The 20966-nt window shown below is 52.5% G+C and carries 20 protein-coding genes and 3 tRNA genes; 14 read left to right on the plus strand and 9 right to left on the minus strand.

Annotated elements, in window-relative coordinates:
* Nucleotides 1-156: 156 nt before the first annotated feature.
* Nucleotides 157-1218, minus strand: coding sequence for a histidinol-phosphate transaminase (hisC, locus tag ACT3TC_RS14790; RefSeq protein WP_444640600.1), 1062 nt, complete (start codon nt 1216-1218; stop codon nt 157-159).
* Between the two features lie 164 nt (nt 1219-1382).
* On the opposite strand from hisC, the gene ACT3TC_RS14795 reads away from it, so the two are divergent.
* The 3 genes from ACT3TC_RS14795 (at nt 1383) to selD (ending at nt 4424) form a co-directional block, all read left to right on the plus strand.
* The gene (locus tag ACT3TC_RS14795; RefSeq protein WP_193057399.1) at nt 1383-1835 is read left to right on the plus strand and encodes a copper resistance protein NlpE N-terminal domain-containing protein; all 453 of its coding nucleotides are present in this window, start codon (nt 1383-1385) and stop codon (nt 1833-1835) included.
* A gap of 98 nt (nt 1836-1933) precedes the next feature.
* Nucleotides 1934-3307 carry a DNA repair protein RadA gene (gene radA, locus ACT3TC_RS14800; RefSeq protein ID WP_444640601.1) on the plus strand — a complete coding sequence of 458 codons (1374 nt, stop codon included), beginning with the start codon at nt 1934-1936 and terminating at the stop codon, nt 3305-3307.
* Between the two features lie 79 nt (nt 3308-3386).
* Nucleotides 3387-4424, plus strand: a complete 1038-nt coding sequence (selD, locus tag ACT3TC_RS14805; protein WP_444640603.1) for a selenide, water dikinase SelD — start codon at nt 3387-3389, stop codon at nt 4422-4424.
* A 121-nt stretch (nt 4425-4545) separates the two neighbouring features.
* On the opposite strand, the gene ACT3TC_RS14810 is transcribed toward selD, so the two are convergent.
* On the minus strand, nt 4546-5238 hold the full coding sequence (locus ACT3TC_RS14810; protein ID WP_444640605.1) for a type 1 glutamine amidotransferase: 693 nt from the start codon (nt 5236-5238) through the stop codon (nt 4546-4548).
* A 113-nt stretch (nt 5239-5351) separates the two neighbouring features.
* Here ACT3TC_RS14810 and ACT3TC_RS14815 point away from each other — a divergent pair, with 113 nt between their 5' ends.
* Nucleotides 5352-5954, plus strand: a complete 603-nt coding sequence (locus tag ACT3TC_RS14815; protein ID WP_172118882.1) for a YjaG family protein — start codon at nt 5352-5354, stop codon at nt 5952-5954.
* A 12-nt stretch (nt 5955-5966) separates the two neighbouring features.
* On the opposite strand, the gene ACT3TC_RS14820 is transcribed toward ACT3TC_RS14815, so the two are convergent.
* The 5 genes from ACT3TC_RS14820 to hisB all read right to left on the minus strand — a co-directional run bounded on the left by ACT3TC_RS14820 (nt 5967) and on the right by hisB (nt 9358).
* On the minus strand, nt 5967-6470 hold the full coding sequence (locus tag ACT3TC_RS14820) for a hypothetical protein (protein WP_441679879.1): 504 nt from the start codon (nt 6468-6470) through the stop codon (nt 5967-5969).
* A gap of 36 nt (nt 6471-6506) precedes the next feature.
* Nucleotides 6507-7280 (minus strand): imidazole glycerol phosphate synthase subunit HisF, encoded by a 774-nt coding sequence (gene hisF / locus ACT3TC_RS14825; RefSeq protein WP_172118880.1) that lies wholly within the window; start codon nt 7278-7280, stop codon nt 6507-6509.
* Nucleotides 7277-8023: a 1-(5-phosphoribosyl)-5-[(5-phosphoribosylamino)methylideneamino]imidazole-4-carboxamide isomerase gene (gene hisA / locus ACT3TC_RS14830; protein ID WP_444640606.1), complete on the minus strand. Its 747-nt coding sequence runs from the start codon at nt 8021-8023 to the stop codon at nt 7277-7279. The genes hisF and hisA overlap by 4 nt, the downstream gene beginning before the upstream one ends.
* An 11-nt stretch (nt 8024-8034) precedes the next feature.
* On the minus strand, nt 8035-8676 hold the full coding sequence (hisH, locus tag ACT3TC_RS14835; RefSeq protein WP_172118878.1) for an imidazole glycerol phosphate synthase subunit HisH: 642 nt from the start codon (nt 8674-8676) through the stop codon (nt 8035-8037).
* Nucleotides 8677-8764: 88 nt separating this feature from the next.
* Nucleotides 8765-9358 (minus strand): imidazoleglycerol-phosphate dehydratase HisB, encoded by a 594-nt coding sequence (hisB, locus tag ACT3TC_RS14840; protein WP_172118877.1) that lies wholly within the window; start codon nt 9356-9358, stop codon nt 8765-8767.
* 204 nt (nt 9359-9562) lie between these two features.
* Here hisB and ACT3TC_RS14845 point away from each other — a divergent pair, with 204 nt between their 5' ends.
* The 10 genes from ACT3TC_RS14845 to ACT3TC_RS14890 all read left to right on the plus strand — a co-directional run bounded on the left by ACT3TC_RS14845 (nt 9563) and on the right by ACT3TC_RS14890 (nt 17212).
* Nucleotides 9563-10048: an acetyl-CoA sensor PanZ family protein gene (locus ACT3TC_RS14845; protein ID WP_444640608.1), complete on the plus strand. Its 486-nt coding sequence runs from the start codon at nt 9563-9565 to the stop codon at nt 10046-10048.
* Nucleotides 10045-12384, plus strand: a complete 2340-nt coding sequence (locus ACT3TC_RS14850) for an AsmA family protein (protein ID WP_444640610.1) — start codon at nt 10045-10047, stop codon at nt 12382-12384. Before ACT3TC_RS14845 ends, ACT3TC_RS14850 begins: the two co-directional genes overlap by 4 nt.
* A gap of 112 nt (nt 12385-12496) precedes the next feature.
* Nucleotides 12497-13591 carry an A/G-specific adenine glycosylase gene (mutY, locus tag ACT3TC_RS14855; protein ID WP_444640612.1) on the plus strand — a complete coding sequence of 365 codons (1095 nt, stop codon included), beginning with the start codon at nt 12497-12499 and terminating at the stop codon, nt 13589-13591.
* A 35-nt stretch (nt 13592-13626) separates the two neighbouring features.
* Nucleotides 13627-13902 carry an oxidative damage protection protein gene (locus tag ACT3TC_RS14860; RefSeq protein ID WP_172118873.1) on the plus strand — a complete coding sequence of 92 codons (276 nt, stop codon included), beginning with the start codon at nt 13627-13629 and terminating at the stop codon, nt 13900-13902.
* Nucleotides 13903-14058: 156 nt separating this feature from the next.
* Nucleotides 14059-14134, plus strand: a tRNA-Phe gene (locus tag ACT3TC_RS14865).
* A gap of 5 nt (nt 14135-14139) precedes the next feature.
* A tRNA-Gln gene (locus ACT3TC_RS14870) sits at nt 14140-14214 on the plus strand.
* A gap of 72 nt (nt 14215-14286) precedes the next feature.
* Nucleotides 14287-14362 (plus strand) — tRNA-Thr (locus tag ACT3TC_RS14875).
* Nucleotides 14363-15299: 937 nt separating this feature from the next.
* Nucleotides 15300-15512, plus strand: coding sequence for a general stress protein (locus tag ACT3TC_RS14880; protein WP_444640614.1), 213 nt, complete (start codon nt 15300-15302; stop codon nt 15510-15512).
* Between the two features lie 279 nt (nt 15513-15791).
* Entirely contained in the window at nt 15792-16628 is an 837-nt protein-coding gene (locus ACT3TC_RS14885; protein WP_444640616.1) for a manganese catalase family protein, read from the plus strand.
* Nucleotides 16629-16669: 41 nt separating this feature from the next.
* Nucleotides 16670-17212: a ferritin-like domain-containing protein gene (locus tag ACT3TC_RS14890; protein ID WP_444640618.1), complete on the plus strand. Its 543-nt coding sequence runs from the start codon at nt 16670-16672 to the stop codon at nt 17210-17212.
* A 108-nt stretch (nt 17213-17320) separates the two neighbouring features.
* Here the strand turns inward: ACT3TC_RS14890 and ACT3TC_RS14895 are convergent, their stop codons facing one another.
* A complete protein-coding gene (locus ACT3TC_RS14895; protein WP_444640619.1) occupies nt 17321-19363 on the minus strand; it encodes a CocE/NonD family hydrolase in 2043 nt (680 codons plus the stop codon).
* 11 nt (nt 19364-19374) lie between these two features.
* Nucleotides 19375-20670, minus strand: coding sequence for an ATP-grasp domain-containing protein (locus ACT3TC_RS14900; protein ID WP_444640621.1), 1296 nt, complete (start codon nt 20668-20670; stop codon nt 19375-19377).
* Between the last annotated feature and the right edge of the window lie 296 nt (nt 20671-20966).

The raw sequence follows: 20966 nt of genomic DNA on the forward strand, positions 1-20966 counted from the left end.
ACCAAAAATCCCCCGGGGCTTAGGCCGCGGGGGATTTTTTTATGCGTGGAAAATGAAAAGCGGTGGCTGAAGCTTATGCTTACAAAGCTATGCTTACAAAAATGCCCTGCCGCGTCTCGCGCTACAGGGCATTTAAAACGTTGTATGGCGAGCGAACTAGCCGCAGATCGCTTCCAGCGCCTCTATCAGGCTATTCATCTCATCGTCAGTGCCGATGGTAATGCGCAGGAAGTTATTAAGTTCAGGGGTATTGAAGTGGCGTACGAGAATACCGCGCTCGCGAAGGCCCGCAAATAGTTGAGCGCCTGCATGCTCAGGATGTTGGGCAAGCACAAAATTAGCCTTGGAGGGTAATACCTCAAATCCTAATGCTTCAAGACGCTGACGGGTGCGTTCACGGGTTGTAATCACGTGCTCCCGGCTTGCGTCAAAGTGCGCTTTATCGTCAAGTGCAGCAATACCTACAAGGCTTGCCAGGCTATCTACCGGGTAGGAGTTAAACGAGTCCTTAACGCGGTGCAGGCCATCAATCAACTCCATTGAGCCAATGGCGTAGCCCAAGCGTAAGCCGGCCAGGCTGCGTGATTTGGAGAATGTGCCCGTCACCAGCAAATTCGGATAGCGATCAATTAATGCAATCGCGCTTTCGGCGCCAAAGTCGACATACGCTTCATCAACTAATACAACGCGATCCGTTACTCGCTTGAGTAGTGTTTCAATATCCTCAAGCGAATGCGCATGCCCGGTAGGCGCATTCGGATTGGCAAAAATCACTCCGCTACGCGCCGACGCGGTTCCCAGTGCCTCCAGATCAACTTCCCACTGCTCATTGAGTGGATGAGTGCGTAGCTCAACGTTATACAGGTTGGCGTATACCGGATAAAAACTATAGGTAATCGATGGGGCATCAAGCGGTGCGCCGTGACAGAAGAAGGCTTGAAAAGCCAACGCTAGCACCTCATCTGAACCATTGCCCACAAATACCTGCTGGCTTTCAACGCCATACGTTTCAGCAAGTTTTGAACGCAGCGCGGCAGACGTTGGGTCGGGATAGAGACGCAAATGGTCGGTCGCGTAGTCACGCAGTGCCTGGCCGACGCCCGGCGCTGGCGGGTAAGGGTTTTCATTGGTATTGAGCTTGATAATACGCTCACGCGGCTGCTCCCCGGGTATATAAGGGGTTAGCGCTTTAACAGCGGGACTCCAGTATTGGCTCATGTGGGTAACCTGATTATCCTTGCATAATAGGCCATGGTCGCTTGATGCTCGCTTAAGCGCAAGCATTCCCCTAGCAATCAGGGGTGTGCGTTGCACCTTGTAACGGTTATGCTGTCATAATCGCGCGAAAGAAATGTATGACCAACACGATAAGGAGACACCCCATGCAATTCAGGAGTTTGCTAGCCGGTTCGGCTATGTTGGCATTGTTGGCAGGCTGTGCGACCGGCGGCCCTTCGGCCCAGGAAAGTGACGCAGGCGTTAGTGCGTCACAACAGCGCTACCAAGGCACACTGCCTTGCCGTAACTGTGATGGTATTGATCTGGACGTTACCATGGTGGGCGAAGAAACAAGCACACCTGATGAGCGTACTTTCACTCTGGATGCGACGTATCGCAATCACCCTCAAACGCCTCCGCCTGAAAACTACGCAGGTAACTGGGAAGTGTTGAGCGGCACGCCGTCTGATCCCGATGCCTCTGTGTACGAGTTGACGCCCAATGGCGACGGCCAAATTTACTACTTTCAGCGTATTGATGAACGTACGCTGGAGCTAATTGATCCAGAGCGTCGTCGCTTTGAAAATGGCGAAATGTTACAGCTACAGCGTCAGTAAGTAAGCAGTAACATCCTAAGGCGGCCATTGGCCGCCTTTTGTATTTTATAGTCTGGTAATAGTGACAAAGAGTTAACATCAACGGGAGTATCAGCGCGGTGGCTAAAGCCAAAAGTGCCTTTGTATGTACCGAGTGCGGCGCGGAGTATCGCAAGTGGCAGGGGCAGTGCTCCAGTTGTAACGAGTGGAATACGCTGAGCGAAATTCGCCTGACCAGTGCGCGGCCCGGAAGCGGAAGCAGTGGGTCAGGTCGGGGAGGTTATGCGGGCGATCTCTCCCGAGATGTGGTTGATTTAAGCAATGTCGATCTAAGTGAAGTGCCGCGGCTAAGCTCTACCTTTAATGAGTTTGACCGTGTATTGGGCGGTGGTTTGGTGCCGGGTTCTGCGGTACTGCTTGGGGGTAACCCAGGTGCGGGTAAGTCCACGCTACTGCTGCAAACGGCCTGTAAGCTGGCCCAGCAGCGGCGCATTTTGTATGTCACCGGTGAAGAGTCATTGTCTCAGGTCGCCATGCGCGCCCATCGCCTGCAGCTGCCTACCAACGGCTTGAAAATGCTTGCGGAAACCAGCGTTGAGACTATCCTGGCCGTGGCTGAGCGTGAGAAGCCTGAAATATTGGTGATCGACTCTATCCAAACCATGCATCTGGAGGATATTAGCTCGGCGCCGGGCGGGGTGGCCCAGGTACGTGAGTCCGCCGCTGCGCTTACCCGCTTTGCCAAGCAAACCAATACGGTGCTGTTACTGGTGGGCCATGTCACCAAAGATGGCACGCTGGCAGGCCCCAAGGTGCTGGAACACATGATCGATGCGTCGCTTTTGCTGGAAGGTGGTGCCGATTCCCGCTTTAGAACCCTGCGTGGTCAGAAGAACCGCTTTGGTGCGGTGAATGAGCTGGGCGTCTTCGCCATGCTGGAGCAAGGCTTAAAAGAGGTTAAAAACCCCAGTGCCATTTTTCTCTCGCGCCAGGAAGAGCAAGCGCCAGGCAGCCTTGTCATGGTGGTGTGGGAAGGCACTCGCCCTATTCTTGTCGAAGTACAGGCGCTGGTTGATGAATCCGCTTTGGGGAATCCACGCCGTGTGGCGGTTGGGGTAGACCAAAACCGTTTAGCCATGCTGCTGGCCGTGCTCAACCGCCATGGCGGCCTTTTTACCGGCGACCAGGATGTTTTCCTGAACGTGGTGGGCGGGGTGAAAGTATTGGAGACCAGCGCGGACCTAGCCGTACTGCTCGCGGTCGTCTCCAGTCTACAAAACCGCGCGTTACCCAAGGAGCTGGTAGTGTTTGGCGAAGTGGGGCTTTCTGGTGAAATACGCCCGGTACCCAGTGGGCAGGAGCGAATTGCCGAGGCCGCCAAACACGGTTTTTTACGTGCCATTGTACCTCGTGCGAATGCACCCAAGCAGTCACCCAAGGGGATGGAAGTCATTGTCGTCGATAAGCTTAGCGACGCGCTAGAGGCGCTTTAAGTAGGCTACGCTATAAGAATTGTTATTAAGGCTGTTATAACAACTGTTCTAAAGACAAGCAGTGCCAAGGAGAGACACAATGAGCTCAATTCGCCTAACCCAATACAGTCATGGCGCAGGCTGTGGCTGTAAAATAGCCCCTGATGTACTGGACAGCATTCTCGCCAAAGCGGGGCCACTAGCCGGGCATAAGCAGCTCATTGTGGGCAATCAAGGACGCGAAGATGCCGCTGTCTATGACCTAGGCGATGGGCGAGGCATGATTGCCACTACCGACTTCTTCATGCCGATTGTCGATGACCCGTTTGATTTTGGGCGAATTGCTGCCACGAACGCCATCAGTGATATTTACACCATGGGCGGTACGCCGGTCATGGCGCTAAGCATTCTTGGCTGGCCATTAGACAAACTGAGCCCGGAGATTGCCGGCGATGTCATTGCCGGCGCCCAGGGCGTTTGCCGTGAGCTGGGTGTCGCCTTGGCGGGTGGCCACTCGATTGATGCGCCCGAGCCCATTTTTGGCCTGGCAGTGAATGGGCTGATCGACCTGGACAAGCTAAAGCTCAATAGCCGCGCTAAGCCGGGTGATCTGCTGTTTTTGACCAAGCCGTTAGGTGTTGGGCTGCTGACCACCGCAGAGAAGCAAGGCCTGTTGGAAGCAGGGCATCACGGGTTGGCTCGGGAAACCATGCTTAAATCCAACCGTATCGGCGTCAAGCTTGCCGATGTAAAAGGCCTTAATGCCATGACCGACGTTACCGGGTTTGGCTTAGCGGGGCATTTGTCGGAAATATGCAGCGCAAGCAACGTCATGGCCCAGATAGATTTTCGCCGCCTACCTCGGCTGGCTCAGGCAGAAACCTATCGTCGTCAAGGGGCCGTTCCCGGCGGCACACGGCGCAACCGCGATGCCTTAGGTAAAAGCTTGCCTGATATGGATGAAGCTCACTGGCAGTGGCTATGCGACCCGCAAACGTCAGGCGGTTTACTACTAAGTGTCGACCCTGCTTGGCAAGATGATGTTGAACGCATTGGTCGCGAGTTCGGCTTATCGCTTCAGCCGTTTGGCGTCATGAAAGCCCGTGAGAGCGAGGCGCTGATCGAGGTGGTGGGATAGTGCTTGAGAGAGTGCCTGAAACAGCGCGCGACAGCGGCGCCAGAACTTCACGTGGGGGATTGGGACAGCTGTTGGGAGGCCGCTAAGCAGTGGAGCGCTTGGCGGCTATCTTTCGGCGTGGTTAGCTCACTCTAAGCCATTGAGTCATGACGCGATCAAGCAGCGGTGCCAGCCGATGAAAGCGCGTTGCGTCTTCAAGGATCTGGCTACTTTCCTGGCGAAAGCGGTCTGCCGCGGAAGAGGTAGGTGTAGTGGGCTCGGCATGCTCAAGTCGCTTTTTCACATTGGCAAGTGTTACCTCAAAAAGGCACAGCAAACCGATGACACGGCCACTGTCCCAACTAAAGCCTTGCAGCGGTGCCGCCGCACTGCCGCCCAACGGCAATGCATTATCGGGCAAGCTAAATACATAACGGTGCCACATAAAGGCGTCAAACTGCTCGGGTAAGTCAAACGGGCTTTCTGGAGCCAGCGATACGGTATGCCAACCTCTTTCGGGATACGTACCTGGAGCGATGATTGCCTCAAGTGCCTGAGCGATCCACAGGGCCCCTAGGCCAATGCCCATCAGGGGCTTTTGACCATCAAGATAACGGTTAATCAATTTGTTTTCGGCTTTAAACCAGGCAGGCGGCTGATCTATAAACGTTTCAGGGCCATCCAGCACGATTAACGCATCGCTTTCTGCCGGACGAGGCGTTAACTCGCCGGCATAAAGATGAAAAATGGTGTAACTATGTCCCATACTGCTTAACCAATCCGTTAAGCGGGCGGGAGCATGATCAGCACTGTGCTGTAGCAAATGAATATGCATGGTAATCTCCTCGCCGGCCGTACACAGTAAAGGCTGTCAGTGTTAATGACAGCGCGAGTTCGACCATAACGTATTGCCCCCATTTCACCAATATCACGCGTTAGGAAATCAGTATGGCGTCCAAGCCCCCAGGATTTTATCAGCAGTTGCAACTGCTTCCGCTACCGGCTCAGCAAGCGTTTATGGCTGCATTATGTGAGCGCCTGCTGCCTAATTACGCCCTGTACGAGCAGACCACTGGCCAAGGGGATATTCACACGCTGCGTACCGTAATTAGCCTGGTTTGGGAGCGCTTAAGCGTGCCCAACGCGAGCATTGATTTTGCGCGTCAGGCGGAAAAGTTGGCGGAGTGCGAACCGCCTGCTGATGATGAAAGCTTTGGTGCGCGTCGTGCGCTGGACGCGGTGGTTTCCCTGTCGGCGTTGTTGGACACACTGCAAGGCGACTCGCCAGAAGCCGTGCTGGATGTGAGCCGTACGTCACGTGCCGGGGTACGTGCCTTTATCGAACTTACTGAAGGCGAAGAGGATGCCCAAAAGCTTGCTTTACTGATTCGGGATCATCCGTTAATGGCCGACGAAAATGATTTTCAGGACGCGGTTTTGGAAGCGGTCAGTGAACCGCTAAACAAAGCCGCGCTTAAGGAAATACGCACGCTAGGGCGTAACGGCGGTATCAGTAATCTGGGCCTTAGCCTTGAGGAAGATGATGAGTGAGGCTTGGCCTGCCTAAAAGCGCAGGCCTGCGGTTACCATCATGCCCGCGGTGCCGAAAATGATGAGGTCAGACTCAAAGCGCCCCCACTGCATCCCAATGCTGGGCAGCAGGGCGGGTGCGGTTTCAAGGTGGTTGAGAGGGATTTTGTCCCGATACTCACCTTTATAGCCATGCAGGAGCCCACCGGTGAGTTTGGCCCTGACGTTAATCTCTTTGAACTGCCAAAGGGGGAATTCGCGCCCGGCATAAACGTACCAGGTGGGCTGATTATACGAGTTTTTAAACCACGCCGTACCTGCCAGCCAACGGTCCGGGTTATGTAACTCAATGCCGATCAAATTCTGCTGGTTGTTATGATCCGGCTGTGGATCAAAGTGGCGGGTTAACAGGCTGGTTTGCACCAGCGTATGGTCCAGCTCAAGCGTCGGAGGCCAGTCCGGTAAGGTGAAGGCTGAGGCAGATGCACTCAGCCATAAACCAGTTAGCCCTCCCAACCATGGGAAACAACGGGGCATGTAATACTCCTAAAAAGGGACTGGGCAACAAAAATGTTACAGACGCATCTCGATACCGCGTTCTGCCATATAGCGCTTTGCTTCAGGGATCGTATGCTCTCCAAAGTGGAAAATACTGGCGGCCAGCACCGCATCCGCACCACCTTTCAATACGCCGTCCACCAGGTGATCCAGATTGCCCACGCCGCCAGATGCAATCACTGGCACGCTCACGGCTTCTGAAATCGCGTGGGTCACGCCAAGGTCAAAGCCGATTTTGGTGCCATCACGGTCCATGCTAGTGAGCAGCAGCTCGCCCGCGCCAAACTCGACCATTTTTTTGGCCCACTCCACCGCATCAAGCCCGGTTGGGCGGCGGCCGCCATGCGTGAAAATCTCCCAGCGCGGCGGCTCGCCTTCATTGGAGACGCGCTTGGCATCAATCGCCACTACGATGCACTGGCTGCCAAAGCGTTCCGCAGCTTCGCGAACAAATTCAGGATTCGTAACGGCGGCGGTGTTGATCGACACTTTATCCGCGCCGGCATTCAGCATTGTACGAATATCGTCACAGCTGCGAATACCGCCACCCACCGTCAGCGGAATAAACACTTCCCCTGCGATGCGTTCGACCATTTCGACAGTAGTATCGCGGCCTTCGTGGCTAGCGGTAATATCCAGAAAGGTAATTTCATCGGCACCCTGCTGGTTATAGCGCTGAGCAATCTCGACCGGGTCGCCTGCGTCACGAATGCCGACAAAGTTGACGCCTTTCACCACTCGCCCAGCATCAACGTCCAGGCAGGGGATTATACGCTTGGATAAGCTCACGCACCGCCTCCTGTTAGCTGGTCGCTAAGACGTTGTGCTTCAGCCACATCCAGACTGCCTTCGTAAATGGCACGACCGGTAATGGCGCCTAAAATACCGCTATCGGCGACATCGCATAGCGCTTTAATGTCATCCAGGTTGGTCACGCCCCCAGAGGCGATGACCGGCAAGCCGCCTTCGCGAGCCAACTGAGCCGTTGCTTCAACGTTAACGCCTTGCATCATGCCGTCACGGGCAATGTCGGTATAGACGATGCTGGAGACGCCGTCATCAGCAAACTGTTTTGCCAGGTCGACGGCTTTAACGCTTGAAACTTCTGCCCAGCCGTCGGTGGCCACGAAGCCCTCTTTAGCGTCCAAGCCAACAATCACGCGACCTGGGAAAGCACGGCACATTTCACCCACAAACGCGGGCTCTTTAACCGCCTTGGTGCCGATAATCACGTAGGATACGCCTGCATTCAGGTAGTGCTCAATGGTTTCAGCAGTACGAATGCCGCCACCAATTTGAATGGGCAGGTTGGGGTAGGCACGTGCGATGGCTGTCACGGCATCGCCATTGACCGGCTTACCTTCAAACGCGCCGTTCAAGTCGACCAGATGAAGGCGTCGTGCGCCAGCTTCTACCCAGCGCGCGGCCATAGCGACCGGGTCATCGCCGTAAGAGGTTGCATCATCCATACGCCCCTGTTTCAACCGCACACACTGGCCGTCTTTGAGATCAATCGCAGGAATTACCAACATAACTAAACCTCTTAGGGTGTCCAGGTGACAAAGTTTTCGAGTAAGCGTAGGCCTGCTCGGGAGCTTTTTTCTGGGTGGAACTGTACGGCAAAGGTGGCATCGCGGCCAATCGCCACGTGGGCACTGACATCGCCATAATGCGTGGTGCCAAAAACCTGGGCATCGTCGGCAGCATTCACGTAATAACTGTGCACAAAGTAGAAATGCTCGTTGTTATCAATGCCTGCCCATAGCGGATGGTCATGGCTTTGTTCCACCAGGTTCCAGCCCATATGTGGCACTTTTAAACGCTGTTCGTGTGCGTCGCGCATCGTGGTTGGAAAGCGATCCACGCTGCCCTTGAAGAAGCCCAGACAGTCGACGCCGCCGTTCTCTTCGCTTCGCTCCATTAACATTTGCTGGCCCACGCAAATGCCCAGCAACGGTTTCGCCTGACGCGTTAGCACATCATCAACCAAGCCACGCAGCTCCGTGCGTTCAAGCTCACTCACACAGTCGCGAATAGCGCCCTGGCCTGGCAGTACCAGGCGGGTGGCGCCTAAAATGCGCCGCGAATCACGGGTGATAATGACGTTCTCGTGCGTTACATGTTCAAGCGCCTTCGCGACAGAATGTAGATTACCCATCCCGTAGTCGATTACCGCAATAGTCATGAAGCGCTCCTTGATCGAGTGAACGAACGGTTACCTGAGCTGTTTACTGTACTGATATATGCACTGATATAGGTACGACAGCCCGCCATTACAGGCTCCCTTTGGTGGAAGGCATCTGCCCCGCCATGCGTGGATCTTCTGCCACCGCCATGCGTAGGGCGCGTCCAAAGGCTTTAAAAATTGTTTCGGCTTGGTGGTGAGCGTTAAAGCCTTTCATGTTGTCAATATGCAGCGTGACGCGCGCATGATTAACGAACCCTTGAAAAAACTCCCAGAACAGCTGGGTATCAAGACGGCCTATGGTGGCGCGCGTAAATTCGACATCCATATAAAGGCCGGGCCGACCAGAGAAGTCGATCACCACGCGGGAGAGTGCTTCATCCAGCGGCACATACGCATGGCCATAGCGATAAATGCCGCGCTTGTCGCCAATCGCTTCATTAAACGCCTGGCCTAGAGTAATGCCCAGGTCTTCAACGGTATGGTGTTCATCAATATGCAAATCGCCTTTGGCGAGGATATCAAGGTCTATCATCCCGTGGCGTGCAACCTGATCAAGCATATGATCCAGAAAGGGAACGCCCGTCTCGCAGCGAAGGTGGCCTTCGCCATCCAGATTGACGCTGACGGTGATCTGGGTTTCATTGGTATCACGGCTAACCGTGGCAATACGCGCTGCCATGTTGCATCTCCTGCGCTCTAGCGCATTCTGAAGGGAAGGCGATGGGTCGCACTGTTTCATCGCTCTGTTATTAGGACATATATCTGCGGCAAAGCGAACATTATAGAGAATCGGCGCCCCCATCCGCTACAATGCGCGCAATGTAGCCGCCCTTTTAGGCATTAAAAATGGCAGTTTTGCTGCTTTGGCGAAGAGGAGTTCATCATGCCGGTGACACTGGAGCGCGTCGACCAAGCCTGTTGGGAGAACGATGAACAAGTGCGTCTCGATTTGACGCGCATTTATGAGGATGCACCGAAAGAGCGAGTGCCTGCTCAAGCGGTCCTGCCTTTTATAGAGCAACATCTAAAAGCGAAGCACTTTTTTGCCTGCGCGCACTTTAATGATCGATTGTTGGGGGCGGTGGCTATTCAAGAAGGACAAGACCGGGCATGGTGGCTTTCAGAGCTCTGTGTACGCAAAACCACACGCCGCCGCGGCGTTGGCTCGCGGCTAATGGCGCTGCTGGGTGAACAGGCCAAGCAAGAGGGGCGTAAACTGCGTATTGACATCTCATCGCTACCGTTGGCCGACCAGGTGCTGCTCTCCAAGCTTGGCTATCGCCCTGGCACCAGTGCCGAAAGACCCACATCGGATCAACCTCTTACCAGCAATTTTGTTGAGTTAGACCCACAAGGGAAAGGGTTATGAAACAGTTATTACGTATTTTGCTGGCTGCTGTCGGCATTCTCGCCATTGTAGGGGTGGCGGCGGTGGTTTATGTGACCACCTTTCTTGACCCCGAAGATTTCAAGCCACGCCTGACGTCCGTTGTGGAAGAGCATACGGGGCTGCACCTGGCGCTTGATGGGCCGATCACATGGTCTTTCTATCCACGCATTGGGGTAAGCGTTGAGCAAGCGCGTGCCTGGCTGCCCGAGCAATCGGAAGAAGATACATCGTTTGCTTCTATACAGCGCGCCGAGGTCAGCGTCGCTTTTGCGCCATTATTGCGCGGCGAAATTGCAGTTGACGGCTTAACGCTGGACGGCATGCGCCTAAACCTTGAGCGGGACGAGGCAGGTGAAGGCAACTGGGAGCCGTTGGTCGAGCGTTTGGCTGAAGGTAGCGATGAAAAAGCACAAACTGTGCTGGCGCCAGCAAGTGCAGGGCCGAATGCCGATGCGGGCAATCTTTCCGTTGTATTGAACATCGCCAGTGTTGAAGTAAAAGACGCCGATATTCGTTTTCGCGATGCGCAAAGCCAAGCGCTGTGGCGCCTGCAGTCGCTGAATGTTTCCGGCAGCAACGTCAATCCGGTAAGTCCTTTCCCTTTAAAAGCCATGTTTACGCTAACCAAACATAATCGTTTGGATGCTGAAGTGCTGGAGCGCACGCCGGATTTAACCACTGATATTGACCTTGAAACACGCATGCGCCTTAAGCTCGCAGGAGACAGCGTGGTACTGGAAAATACCCGTTTAAGTACAAACACACGTTTGCACCCAGACAGTGAGCCCCAGCGGCTTGGTTTAAGGGCGGCTGAAATCGTCGCACGTATGGAAGAGAAGCAGTTAAGTATTACCGAAGGCGTACTAGAAGCAGGCCTGCAGGACCCTGAAAAATGGCAGGGCAGTTTAGCGTTGGCGCTAGCCTTTGGTTTGGAAAGTAACTGGCAGGCGCAAACCGCACAGCTAAAGGAGCTACAGCTGACCGGGCCTGATGGTCTGCGCGTGAGTGGCCACCTGAATGTCGAGCAGATGTTTGATGCACCTCAATATCGTGGCCAGATGACCGCCGCGCCTTTTACGCTGCGTCCGTGGTTGACTCGTACAGGCGTTGAATTGAATACCACTAGCGAGGCAGCGCTTAGCGATATCGCCATGACCAGCCCCATTGAAGGGGATGAGCAGCACGTATCGCTACCTCGGCTATCGCTGGTTGTCGATGACAGCACCTTTACAGGGCAAGTTGCTGCCGCGCTGGATGGGTCGCAGTTAACGTTTGATTTGGAAGGCGATAACCTGAATGTTGATCATTATCTTCCAGGTCCCGCAACGTCTCAGCAGGCAAGTTTAGGCTTATTGCGCAGGGCGTTTGCCCAGAGTGCAGAGACGTTGCTGCCGCAAGCATGGCTCAGTGAGTTGTCAATGGAGGGCGACCTACGTGTCGATACACTTCTGCTGGGAGGTCTTACCTTTAATGACACGCGCTTGCAGCTACAAGGTGAGGAAGGCCTTCAGCAACTGACCGCCTTTGACGCGCGCTTTTATGGCGGAGAACTTAGTGCTTCAGGCCAGTTGGATGCCCGCGAGCGGGTAATGGAGTGGGCGCTGGCCCCGACCATTAATAATGTGCAAATGGCATCGTTGATTGAAGCACTCAGTGATGAGGACGAGCCTTCTCCGCTGAGAGGACGCTTGCATCTGGATGGCGAGCTAACGTCCCGTGGCAATACCCGTGAAGCGTTGGTCAGCAACCTGAATGGACAGTTGGATGGGCGCCTTAATGAAGGTGCGATTTTAGATATTAATATTTCTCAGCAGATGTGTGAGCTGGCAGCCCAGGTAGAAGGCGAAGGAGCCGTCCGCGACTGGCATAACGATACGCGCTTCGAGCGTTTTGATGCGACGTTCCAGATACGTAATGGCGTCATGAGCAGTGACAACCTGAACATCACTCTGCCGGGGATCGAAGTTAACGGAAAGGGCGAGCTGAATTTCAACAGCCTGAACTTTGATACGCGTGCAGATGCACGGTTAGCGAATACCGCCGATGCTGCCTGTGAAGTGAACCCTCGCCTGGAGCAGTTGCCGCTGCCCGTTCGCTGTGAGGGCCACATTGGCGATGCAACCAGCGAATGGTGCCGCATTGATCGAGACGCTTTTCAGACCGCCGTGGTTAACCTGTTGCGTAACGAAGCTGGAAACCGTGTGACTACGGAGCTTGAGGAGCGCGTAGGCGGTTCGTTGGATCAGTTGGATGAGCGCTTGGGTGAAGGCGCCGGCCAAAACCTTCGCGAAGGTATTCGCCGCCTCTTCAACTGAGCATTCCTATAAGTCAGTCTGCGCCGGCTAAATGCCGGCGCTTTTTTATTGGTATACGCTGATTGGCTCATTCAGCCAAAGACGTTACGAACACGCTAGCGAAGGAGTCCCAATGGCTGACATGCCAACCCCAAGGCTTGAAGCAAGCGAGTTTTATCGCCGCCTGCTTACCTGGTTTGACCAGTATGGTCGGCACGACTTGCCTTGGCAGTCGCCCCGTAGCGCTTACCGAGTGTGGGTTTCGGAAATTATGCTTCAGCAGACCCAAGTGGCGACAGTGATCCCTTACTTTGAGCGCTTTATGGCTCGCTTCCCAACGCTTGAGTCGCTCGCTCTCGCTCCTCAGGATGAGGTGTTGCACTTATGGACCGGGCTTGGTTATTACGCCCGGGCGCGCAACCTGCATAAGGCCGCTCAACTGGCGCTGGAGGCGCACAACGGCGAACTGCCCACTGAAAGTGTCGATGCGCTAGTCGCTTTGCCTGGCATTGGGCGATCAACGGCAGGCGCAATTATCGCCCAGAGTACCGGCAACCGAGCCGCCATTTTAGATGGCAACGTAAAACGCTCGCTAACGCGATTACACGCTATCCCTGGCTGGCCCGGTAAGCCTGCTGTCGAACGAACGTTGTGGGCGTTGGCCGACTACTACACGCCGTCCACACGCTTAGCGGATTTCACGCAGGCGATGATGGATTTTGGTGCCACCTTATGTAAGCGCAGTAAGCCTGACTGCACATGCTGCCCGTTTAATGATGTATGCCTGGCGTACGCTCAGGGTGAGCCACAGCGCTATCCTGAATCCAAACCCAAGAAAGCGTTGCCCACTCGCTGTACGATTATGCTCCTGCTACGCGATTCCCAAGGGCGCGTCTGGTTGGAGCAACGCCCGCCTAGCGGTTTGTGGGGCGGGCTATGGAGCTTGCCGCAATTCGACACGCACAGAGAACTGAACGACTGGCTTGAACAACACGTCGTATCGCCTAAACGTGAGACGGCCATGCCAGGCTTTCAGCATACCTTTAGCCATTTTCGTCTTGAGATTACCCCTCAGCCGGTTTCCTGCGATAGGCTGAGTGAGGTAAGAGAGCATGGGGTGTGGTTTGATGTTAACCACCCCCGGGAGCTTGGCTTGGCGGCACCTGTCAAAGCGCTGCTGGGTCAACTGGCATCTTTTACCCTTAACTTAGCGCCCGGGCGTGTATAAGGCCTTCGGCGTTACTGTTCACCAAGGAGTTATCAATGAGTAATACGGTTTTTTGTCGTAAGTATCAAAAAGAGCTGCCAGCGCTTCCGTTCCCGCCGCTACCCGGCAAGCAGGGCCAGGAAATCCAAACCACTGTATCCAAGCAGGCGTGGGAAGAGTGGCAGGCGCTGCAGACCCGTTTAATCAACGAAAAGCACCTGAATATGCTCGACCCGGAAGCACGCGCCTACCTGATGGATCAAATGCAACGCTTTCTGAATAACGAAACCACCGATCAGGCCGAGGGCTATGTGCCGCCTACCCAGGCTTAATCAACGGCTCAAGCAGGCGGAAGCCCCACGAATTACGGGCGTTTCAGCCCTGCGCCGTTAGTCGTAGAGTTATCCTAAGCGACGGTTAGAAAAGAAAGTTTCACAAAGGTGTTGACGAAAAGCTGAGTTTTTAGTTTAATACGCACCGTTGGCAGCGGCCAGATAGCTCAGTTGGTAGAGCAGGGGATTGAAAATCCCCGTGTCGGCGGTTCGATTCCGTCTCTGGCCACCAAACGTTGGGGTATCGCCAAGTGGTAAGGCACCGCTTTTTGGTAGCGGCATTCCCAGGTTCGAATCCTGGTACCCCAGCCATTGCCAACAAGATTTCTTGTTGATTGTAGAGCCTAACAGCAAAGCAATCATTTTCTCAAGAAAATGTGAAGCGCCGACATAGCTCAGTTGGTAGAGCAACTGACTTGTAATCAGTAGGTCCCGGGTTCGACTCCTGGTGTCGGCACCATCAGAAGATGGTTAAAAGCAACACATTAGAGAATTAGATTAAGCCGTCCGAAAGGGCGGCTTTTTTGTGCGTGCTATAAAAATAAACATAAAGAAGTAACGATAAAGGCAGGCATAACGTCTATTAGTTTGCGCGATGAGAACTGGTAAAAATATGAGTAAGGTTGGTGCTGAAAATGGCGGGATAAAACGATGTAGCAGAGGTTATCTAACATGGATGATGAGGCCGTCCGTGGCCTTTCGCGCGTCCTTGATCCTTTCGCATATTGCTTTCCGAAACCCTTCCATGGGCTGGCGCGACTCAAGTGAGCTACTGCGATCCGTAGCAGGTACGATTCTAACGGCTTTAGTAGGGAATGATGTAGTCTATCGCTGATATTTTTGTAAGCATTCTCTTGCATTAAACCTGTATAGTGTTTTTTTCAATGGCTTGTAATCGTTACGCTGGGTTTCGATAAATAAAAAATAGTCATTATGATGACGGCTTGATCACTATTTCTGGCTTGGGCAGCGCCGGTATTCATTTTTCTCACCTTGGCGACCCGCAGTTGCAAAAACAGGAGCAGGAGGCACCATGGCCCAACTAATTCTCGTGAGTATGCAAGAAGATTGTTTTAACCATCGCTTTCACTCTATTACTTCCAGCTTGATCTAAAAAATAGTTATACGGAAAAATTACGTAAGTTAAATAGTAAGGGGATATGTTCTCTTTATGTCTCTGCTTACGGTAGAAGCAAGCGTTGTTAATCCCGTGTTGTTTTATCTTAGTGCTGTATTTTAATAACAACAAAACAACGTGGTGACAAAGGTTAAAGATTTCCATTATCTGTCGTATCTCTTGAAATGGCTTTGGGGTTAGCTACGCTCAAATTACTCGATTGGTTAATCGAGTTAATGATTGATATGTTTTTGCCGAAAGCATGAAAAGGAGATGAATCATGGCTAATGATCGCAAAGATAATGGAATGAGTCGCGAACAGGCAGGACAGAGAGGTGGTGAAGCCACCTCAAAAACACATGGTAAAGAATTTTATGAAGATATCGGCCATAAAGGTGGCCAAAAGAGCGGAGGTAACTTCGCTAATGATCCGGAGCGAGCTTCCGAAGCCGGTAAGAAAGGTGGAGAGAACAGCCACGGTGGTAATTCCTGATGGTGGCCGGTCAGGTCGATTAGGTTTTACATAACCACTTAGCTTAAACGTTGCCCCTTGTAAATATGTCAGTAATAGCATCTAAGCAAGTTGCTGCTTAAGGGGAGTGTGCAGAGGCCTTCAATACTTAACTAAACGCGATCAGATATTTCATTTGATGGGCTTGCAAGGAAGCGCTTTGTTTAGAAGGAACCGTTAGTAATGAGGTTGGTACTGCGTAACGTTTAAGTCTGCTGCCAGGAAGTTTTCTTCCTGGCAGTTAATCCAGGAGGCTGTACTATGTTCCACCACTCTGCAAAGCTGCAATATCCGGTTAAAGTCGATAAACCTAATCCTGAATTTGCCATGTTGCTCCAACAGGCTATCGGCGGTGTAGAAGGGGAAATCCGGGTAGCAATGCAATATTTCTTCCAGGCAATGGGAGCGCGGGGCGATGATCGCATTCGCGATCTTCTTATGTCGACGGCTACAGAAGAGCTTGCGCATATCGAAATGCTTGGTCATGCGGTTGCGCTTAACCTGGAAGGTGCGCCCGTCTCTTACCAGGAGGCTACCGCAGAAGATCCCGTCATGAATGCCATTCTAGGCGGAGCGAACCCACGCCACCTGTTGTCATCTGGGCTTTCTGCCATGCCGGTCAATGCTAATGGCGTGCCATTCGATATGAGCCACATCTATGCCACGGGTAATGTGGCGGCAGATATGCTCGCTAACGTGACCGCGGAGGCAAGTGGTCGAGTATTGGCATCGCGTCTTTATAATTGGACGGACGACCATGGCATGAAAGACTTCCTCTCTTTTCTGATTGCGCGTGATACCTACCATCAGCAGCAGTGGTTAGCCGTCATTGAAGAGTTAGGCGGACTTGGAGCACACCTTCCGATACCGAACGCTACCCCTGAAGATCACGAAGCCATGCAGCATTCGTACTACTACCTCAATACCTTGCTGGATAAAGATGCGCCGAAAGGCCGCTGGGCGGAAGGCCCCTCATTTGACGGTCGTAGCGAATTCACGGCACGCCAACAGCCAGAGCCGGAAGGCCAGGCGCCTACGCTCGGCATGGCAAAGGAGAAATCGGGCGCTCAGAAAGAGCAGATTGATCCGTCAAAATAAGTCGTTATACATAACTCAGTTATTTAAAAGGAGTCAGCACGATGGAAACCCTGTCTCTGGAAACCCAGTATTTGGAAAACTGGTTACGTGATGCGCATGCTATGGAAAAGCAAGCTGAGGAAATGCTGGAAAAGCAGGCAGAACGGTTAGTTGATTACCCTGAGCTTAAGGCGCGTATTGAGCAGCACTTAAATGAGACCCGCCATCAGTCGGATCGCTTGGAGCAGGCCATGGCTGGTTTGGATATTGATACCTCAGCTCTCAAGGATCTGGGCGGTAAGATAACCGCCTTTGGTCAAGCGCTTGGCGGCATGATGATGGGCGATGAAGTCATGAAAGGAAGTATCGCCTGTTACGCTTTTGAGCACTTTGAAATCGCCAACTATAAAGCTTTGATTCAGGCTGCGGAAAGCGCGGGCCATGCGGGCGTCGCTCAAGTATGCAAAGAGATCCTTCAGGAAGAGATTGCCATGGCGGATTGGCTGGCGATCATCTGGAGTCTACGACCACACAATTTTTGCAGCGTGCTGATGATGATGGCCAGCGCGCTAAACGTTAAGCGCTACCTATCGAAATTCGTTTAACCTGCTACTTTTGAATGCACAAAAAAAGCCGCCTAATGCATGTAGGCGGCTTTGCTCGGTTGGGGAAGGTGGTTTGTTAATCCCCGCCTTCTTTCCATGCCAACTTTTCTACAGCAGGTCGCGTGGAATTGTAGACTCCCAGTTTTTGGAAAATACCCGATACTGCCCTTCATAAGCATCCATCTGGGCATGAATAATAAAGTCCGTTTCAGTGCAGCTCAGCACGGTCCGGGTATACACTTCTGTATGCCAGTCATCCCGCTGAAACGAGCTTTCCGTCATCGTCTCGCCACGTGCTGACGTAAAATCATTGCCTACCGTGGTGTAATATTCGCGGGCGCACCGATGAATCTCGGTACCGATATCGTTAATGCGAAAGCAGCCTTGGTCATTGATGACTTCCAGCGTTGAGCCCTTGGCCGCCAGATCTTGATGCAGCAACCAATTATGCCTGCTGGGTGCCAAGTGAGTGATCTCAAGAGGCGGTGCCGACTGGGGCGCTCCAAAATGCGTTAAGCCATCCCCATGATGGTCTGTGGTACGCACCGGTAGTTTAAGCACGCACTGGTTAAAGGTCATATCCACTTGGGCAGGCTTGGGAGGGAGCCAGGCAAGGGGCCAGTAAGAGGTTGAAATAGAAAGCCGTAATTGGTGTCCTGCGGGGAATTTCTGGGCAATACCGTTCATCTCTATCGTCACCCGGTAGGTGCGATGCGGTTCAAGCGGCGTTGGCTCTGCATTGCTATCACGGTGGGTAAGGTTTAACAGGCCATAAGTGACGCGAGTTGCTTTCCCATCCGGCGCCACATCAGAAAGCCTGACAGCCAGCATGGCCTGTGGCTGATTACTGGAAACTTCCAACTCTAAAGAAGGCGTGCCAAAGATATTTAACGACTCGGTTAATGCATCTGTACTAAAAATAAGGGAGCCGCCGTCTTCTTCGCGCTGGTCGCCGGGTAAGTCAGGTGTTGCGGCGTAGGAGCACCATTTGCCGGCTGACAAGCCAACGCTTAACGGCGACTGTAGCCCCATCGTGACAGGCTCAACGTTAGGTTCAGACGTACCAACTGAGCAGGTTTGGGGAGTAAGCCGGTAAGGCGACAAGACAAAACACTGCTCTTGCAAATTACTTGATGGCCACTCGGACTCTGTTAACCAGCGGCCGGGCCTGTCTTCGTAAGCGTTGTCAGGTGGTACGCTATCCTGCTCCCAGGCACGCAGCATGGGTTCATCCATGATGCCGTTATCATCACCTTTCAGCCAATAATCCCACCAGCGCAGTGCTTCTTGTAAAAAACCAATGGCGGGCCCGGGTATCCCCTGGTGAGGGTACTTATGACCCCAGGGGCCAATTAAACCTTTACGTGGAACATCAAGATGCTCCATTAATCTGAAGACGGTATTGGTAAAACCATCGGCCCAACCACCAATCGCATAAACCGGACACCGAATAGCATCATAATTTTCACACACTGAGCTGGTGGTCCAGTACGCATCCCTGCGCTGATGGCGAAGCCACTTGTCTATCCAAAGGCCGCTGTCTTCCATGCGTTCATGCCACATGTCCCGCCAGCGGTCGCCCACTATCAAAGGATCCGGGGGCAGGGCGTTAAACGCTAGCATTACGGTCGCTTCCGACAAATTGTCTCCCAGTAGGCAGCCACCCATGTAGTGCATATTGTCGGCATACAGGTCGTCGCTTGAACAGAGGCTAATAATGGCTTTAAGAGCAGGCGGCTGTTTAGCAGCGACTTGCAGGCTATTAAAGCCGCCCCAGGAAATACCCATCATGCCGACATTACCGTCGCACCAGGCCTGGTGGGCAATCCACTCGATCGCATCCACCGCATCAAGCTGCTCTTGCTGGGTGTACTCATCCGTTAATACACCATCAGAGTCACCGCTACCGCGCATATCCACACGAACACACACATAGCCATGACCAGCAAGGTAAGGGTGGTTGGAGGCATCGCGGCCTCGCGTAATATCGCGCTTGCGGTAAGGGATGTACTCCATAATCGCGGGAAGAGGCGACGCCAGGCTTGCCTCGGGGAGCCAGATACGCGCGGCCAACTGCTTGCCATCACGCATAGGAATAAAGACGTTTTCTATCTCGCGGACGTTATAAGGAAAGTCATTGATAACTTCCATGCTACCTCCTTTTAAAGATCCACTTTTTCGATCTCAAAATCTAAAAAATCCAAACAAAATTTATAGTTTTCTTCGATCTCCTCGTGGTTATTGCCGGTGATGTAAAGCGTGCCTAGTCGATAACAAAAGCTGTCCTGATGCAGTAAATCGCCAAGGCGTTGGCCTGGAGCAACATCAAGGCAGACATCGGTGTGCGGTAAGCGTTGTTGAAGCGCCTGTATATTTTCCTGACTAGGCACCCGCGTCACGATGCCATCCTCATGGGCGTAGGGAATAAAGCATTTTGCCGCCACAGGCGCCACGCCTTGGCGGTTTAATAGTGAAGGACGTTGCCCTAAGGCAATATCGATAGCTACTTCATGGTTGGACATGCCGTCAACCAGGACAAATATCTCGCTATGTGACTGAGAAATACGTGTATTAACTTCAATCAGCCAAAGATTGTCAGTCGCCTCGTCCCACATAAATTCAGCGTTAAAACAGCCATTATCGTAGCCAATATGGGTAAGAAACATTTTGGCCGTTTCTACCATTTTGTGGTGAACATGTTCAGGCAGGTTGCTTGGATACTCCAAGCGGTCAAAAAGTGTTTGTGACCCATCCGATTTAGGTTGGGAGATAATACCGTGCACGTTGAACTCGCCCTTAAAAACCGTACCTTCAGGCGCGGCTTGTACACCCTTGACGATCTCTTCAACAATGCAGGAGTTACCATCCAGCGCTTGAATCTCCTCGGGCAGGTCAGCATACGCAAGCGCTTCGTTAAAAGGGTCGCCCAATTGACGAATACCCATGCGTATTTCTTCAATCGCATGGTCAAACTGCGCCTGATTCTCCACCCTAAATCCCAAGTGAGAAGAGAAGGCCTTTACCGGTTTTATCCAAAAGGGAAAGTCGAGGGTTACCTGGTCAATCGGATTATCTTTGAAAGGATCGACACCACAGAAGGCAGGCACCACATCAGGAATCACCTTTTGCTGCACCAGGCGGCTCCAGAGCTTATGTTCACACGTTAAAACGCTCTTGATAGAAGGAGAAGGAAGGTCATAATGCTGGCAGAGGAGAGGAACGAGTACGCTGGTGGGGAAATCCCACTGCGCGATAATGCCATCTATTGATCCTGAGAAGCTGTCTAGTTTCGCCTTGATTTCTTCAAAAAGCTGATTAAACGATAGCTCTTCAGCCTCAACCGCGGTATCCACACTCAGCAGTTCATGAATATTTAATGCTTTTGCCTCACGCAAGGTCTCCATCGCATGACGCTGCTTATCTTCTAGAGCAATTACAAAAATATTACGTTTCATCATTATTCTCTCCGTGAATAAGGTTGTTCTCCTAATGCCGCATCATTAGCGTAAGACAGCTGGTAGCGTTTATCCTTGATATATGTAATTTATTAAAGATCAATCTCTGACTTTATTAGTTAACTTGCTTATAAGTTGTCTTATTGTTAGCTGACCTTTGTTTATGACCCGGTAAGTTTCATTTTGTTTGTAAACGTAACGCTTTTTTTCAAACCTGTGTTACCTGAAAAACGTAAATCGATGATTGATGATACAAATTAATATAAAAAAGTTAACAATTGTTAATTTTTATCGCTTAA

It is taken from the genome of Halomonas sp. AOP27-A1-41 (assembly GCF_052378605.1).
Classification (GTDB): Bacteria; Pseudomonadota; Gammaproteobacteria; order Pseudomonadales; family Halomonadaceae; genus Vreelandella; species Vreelandella citrativorans.

What these genes read in the sequence shown, in the direction of transcription:
- ACT3TC_RS14815 (WP_172118882.1), top strand. Translation starts at nt 5,352, where the DNA reads ATGGCGTCCAAGCCCCCAGGATTTTATCAGCAGTTGCAACTGCTTCCG.
- hisC (WP_444640600.1), bottom strand. Translation starts at nt 1,218, where the DNA reads ATGAGCCAATACTGGAGTCCCGCTGTTAAAGCGCTAACCCCTTATATA.
- ACT3TC_RS14895 (WP_444640619.1), bottom strand. Translation starts at nt 19,363, where the DNA reads ATGGAAGTTATCAATGACTTTCCTTATAACGTCCGCGAGATAGAAAAC.
- hisB (WP_172118877.1), bottom strand. Translation starts at nt 9,358, where the DNA reads ATGGCAGCGCGTATTGCCACGGTTAGCCGTGATACCAATGAAACCCAG.
- ACT3TC_RS14885 (WP_444640616.1), top strand. Translation starts at nt 15,792, where the DNA reads ATGTTCCACCACTCTGCAAAGCTGCAATATCCGGTTAAAGTCGATAAA.
- ACT3TC_RS14860 (WP_172118873.1), top strand. Translation starts at nt 13,627, where the DNA reads ATGAGTAATACGGTTTTTTGTCGTAAGTATCAAAAAGAGCTGCCAGCG.
- ACT3TC_RS14880 (WP_444640614.1), top strand. Translation starts at nt 15,300, where the DNA reads ATGGCTAATGATCGCAAAGATAATGGAATGAGTCGCGAACAGGCAGGA.
- selD (WP_444640603.1), top strand. Translation starts at nt 3,387, where the DNA reads ATGAGCTCAATTCGCCTAACCCAATACAGTCATGGCGCAGGCTGTGGC.
- ACT3TC_RS14810 (WP_444640605.1), bottom strand. Translation starts at nt 5,238, where the DNA reads ATGCATATTCATTTGCTACAGCACAGTGCTGATCATGCTCCCGCCCGC.
- ACT3TC_RS14820 (WP_441679879.1), bottom strand. Translation starts at nt 6,470, where the DNA reads ATGCCCCGTTGTTTCCCATGGTTGGGAGGGCTAACTGGTTTATGGCTG.
- ACT3TC_RS14850 (WP_444640610.1), top strand. Translation starts at nt 10,045, where the DNA reads ATGAAACAGTTATTACGTATTTTGCTGGCTGCTGTCGGCATTCTCGCC.
- ACT3TC_RS14890 (WP_444640618.1), top strand. Translation starts at nt 16,670, where the DNA reads ATGGAAACCCTGTCTCTGGAAACCCAGTATTTGGAAAACTGGTTACGT.
- ACT3TC_RS14845 (WP_444640608.1), top strand. Translation starts at nt 9,563, where the DNA reads ATGCCGGTGACACTGGAGCGCGTCGACCAAGCCTGTTGGGAGAACGAT.
- hisH (WP_172118878.1), bottom strand. Translation starts at nt 8,676, where the DNA reads ATGACTATTGCGGTAATCGACTACGGGATGGGTAATCTACATTCTGTC.
- ACT3TC_RS14795 (WP_193057399.1), top strand. Translation starts at nt 1,383, where the DNA reads ATGCAATTCAGGAGTTTGCTAGCCGGTTCGGCTATGTTGGCATTGTTG.
- ACT3TC_RS14900 (WP_444640621.1), bottom strand. Translation starts at nt 20,670, where the DNA reads ATGATGAAACGTAATATTTTTGTAATTGCTCTAGAAGATAAGCAGCGT.
- mutY (WP_444640612.1), top strand. Translation starts at nt 12,497, where the DNA reads ATGGCTGACATGCCAACCCCAAGGCTTGAAGCAAGCGAGTTTTATCGC.
- hisA (WP_444640606.1), bottom strand. Translation starts at nt 8,023, where the DNA reads ATGTTGGTAATTCCTGCGATTGATCTCAAAGACGGCCAGTGTGTGCGG.